At 77.1% G+C, this 2,265-nt stretch carries 2 protein-coding genes and 1 pseudogene; all 3 read left to right on the top strand.

What is annotated here, in order from left to right:
• The first annotated feature begins 201 nt into the window (after nucleotides 1–201).
• On the top strand, nucleotides 202–936 hold the full coding sequence (locus MCAG_RS28720; protein WP_007076447.1) for a hypothetical protein: 735 nt from the start codon (nucleotides 202–204) through the stop codon (nucleotides 934–936).
• Between the two features lie 470 nt (nucleotides 937–1,406).
• A complete protein-coding gene (locus MCAG_RS28715) occupies nucleotides 1,407–1,919 on the top strand; it encodes a DUF6529 family protein (protein WP_036378167.1) in 513 nt (170 codons plus the stop codon).
• A gap of 41 nt (nucleotides 1,920–1,960) precedes the next feature.
• Nucleotides 1,961–2,265, top strand: a pseudogene (locus tag MCAG_RS35460) (hypothetical protein); the annotation flags it as partial.

The raw sequence follows: 2,265 nt of genomic DNA, 5'->3' as shown, positions 1-2,265 counted from the left end.
TCGGCTGCGGTCACGGCGAGCACCGTATCGCCCTTCCGCCAGCCGTGGCCCCGCCGGCCCGCACAGCGCCAGCCCACCCCGCGCCGTCCCCCGATCGACGTCCCGGGCGTCGGGTCGCCGGGAATCGTCGGGAAGCAATCTGCCGTCGCGTTGAACGACCGGCGTGCCGGCCCCGTACGGTTCGGTGAAGGGAGCTGCCCCATGAAGCGCTTGACCCCGCTGCTGACGCTGGTGACCGGAGCCGGGATGGCGGCCGTACTGTTCGCGATGAGCGCGCAGGCGGCGCCGGCGGCCGCACCGCCGAAGGTGGAAGCCGCGCCCCCGGCCAGCACCGCGGCACCCGCCGACGCGCCACCCGAGCAGGCCACGCCCCGCCCGCCCGAGCTCTCCCCGGGGGCTTCCGCGCCCCCGGCGGCCCCCGGCGCGACGGACGTCCCCGCCGCCGGCACACCCGAGCAGAAGGTGGACGCGAGCTGGACCGGCCGCCTGGACAACGGTGCGACCATCGCCATCACCTCCCGCGACGGCGCCGCCGAGGCGTACGTGTGCGACGGCAAGGAACTGGAGCTGTGGCTGCGCGGCACGGCCACCGACGGCAAGCTGAAGCTCGACGGCAAGGACGCCACCCTCACCGGGACGTTCGACGACTCCGGGGCCACCGGCAAGCTGGCCGTCGGCGGCGGCGAGTCGACGTTCACGGCGAAGGCCACGGCGGGGACCGCCCCGGTGGTGTACCGGGCCACCCCGTCGTTGCGCGACGCCGGGGTCGACGGCGGCTGGATCCTGCGCCCGGACGGCACCCAGATCGGCGTGCTCACCTGGAACGGCCGGCCGATGCCGGCACCGCCGCTCGACCCCGCGTTCGGCACGACGATCGTCGAAGGGCTGACCCTCACCGCCCAGCCGGTGATCCCCGGGCCGGGGCCCCGCCGGTGACCAGCGGCGGCGACTGGGGCGCCGGCACCAACGTCGCCCCGGCCGGCGGCACGTGGGGCACCGGCAGGAACACCCCGCCCCGCCTCGACTGGGACGCCCCACCGGAGGTCGACGTGTGGGGCGGCATCGACGACCCGCCCCCGCCCCGGGCCGGCGCACGGGACGGCGGCACCGACGACCCGGCCCGGGCCGGAGCATGGGACGCCGGCCCGGGCACCGCGCCGAAGGTCGACGTGTGGGGCACCGGAACGGGTGCCCGCCCGGGCGGCGACAGGTGGGACGCCCGCAGGAAGGCCAAGCCGGAGGTCGACAGCTGGCGTGCCAGCCGGGACGACGCGCCGGACGACAGGGCGCGCGACGACCGGGGCGCGAGGACCGGCGACGACGAGCGGAGCCTGCGGTTGCTGCCCGACCCCGCCGCGCTCGCGGCCCGGCTCGCCGCCGAAACCGAGCCGGCCCGGACGGCCTCGCTGCTGCTGCCGGTGCTCGCCGGCGCGGCGATCGCGGTGGCCATCGGCGTGTACGCGAAGCTGCACCAGCCCACCGGCATCGCCGTCAACGTCGCCGGCTTCACCGGCCCGATGCAGGTCAAGGTGTGGCTGGGCAGCGGCGCGATGGCGCTCGCCGTGGTGCAGGTCCTGTCGGCGATGTCGATGTGGGGCCGGCTCGGGGGATTCCGCCCGTCCTGGGCGGGCGTCGCGCACCGCTGGTCCGGTCGGGTCGCCTTCCTGCTCGCCGTGCCCGTGGCCGTGCACTGCCTGTACGCGCTCGGCTTCGCCGCCTACGACCTGCGCACCCTGGCCCACTCCCTGTTCGGCTGCTTCTTCTTCGGCGTGTTCACCACGAAGATGCTGGCCCTGCCGAAGCCGGGGCTGGCCGGCTGGGTCCTGCCGGTGCTCGGCGGGGCGGTCTTCGTCGCTCTCACGGCGATCTGGCTGACCTCGTCGCTGTGGTACTTCACCACCTTCGGGATCACCCGGTGACCCCGCCCGGCGGCGTGGGCAGCGGCGAGGAGAGAAGCGAGATGACCGACGAACACCGGCCCTGCCCGTCCCGCCGGGCCGTCCTGTGCGCCACCGGCGCGGCGGGCGTCACCGCCCTGCTGGCGGGCTGCCAGACGTACGGGGAGCCCGCCGCCACCCCGGTGGCGGCCGACCCACCGGCCGGCGGCGCGCCGGCCAGCGGGGACCCGGCGGCCGAGCCCGCCGGCAGCGGCGATCCGGCCGGCACCGACGCCCCCCGCCGGCGGGCAGGCTGCGGCGCTGGCCGCCGTGTCCGACCTGCCCGTCGGCGGCGGCCGGATCCTCGCCGACCAGGGCGTGGTGCTGA

The sequence above is a fragment of the Micromonospora sp. ATCC 39149 genome, from assembly GCF_000158815.1.
Lineage (GTDB): Bacteria > Actinomycetota > Actinomycetes > Mycobacteriales > Micromonosporaceae > Micromonospora.
The sequence above is the reverse complement of the archived record's forward strand: the minus strand, read 5'-3'. Positions and strand labels throughout refer to the sequence as shown.

What these genes read in the sequence shown, in the direction of transcription:
- MCAG_RS28720 (WP_007076447.1), top strand. Translation starts at nt 202, where the DNA reads ATGAAGCGCTTGACCCCGCTGCTGACGCTGGTGACCGGAGCCGGGATG.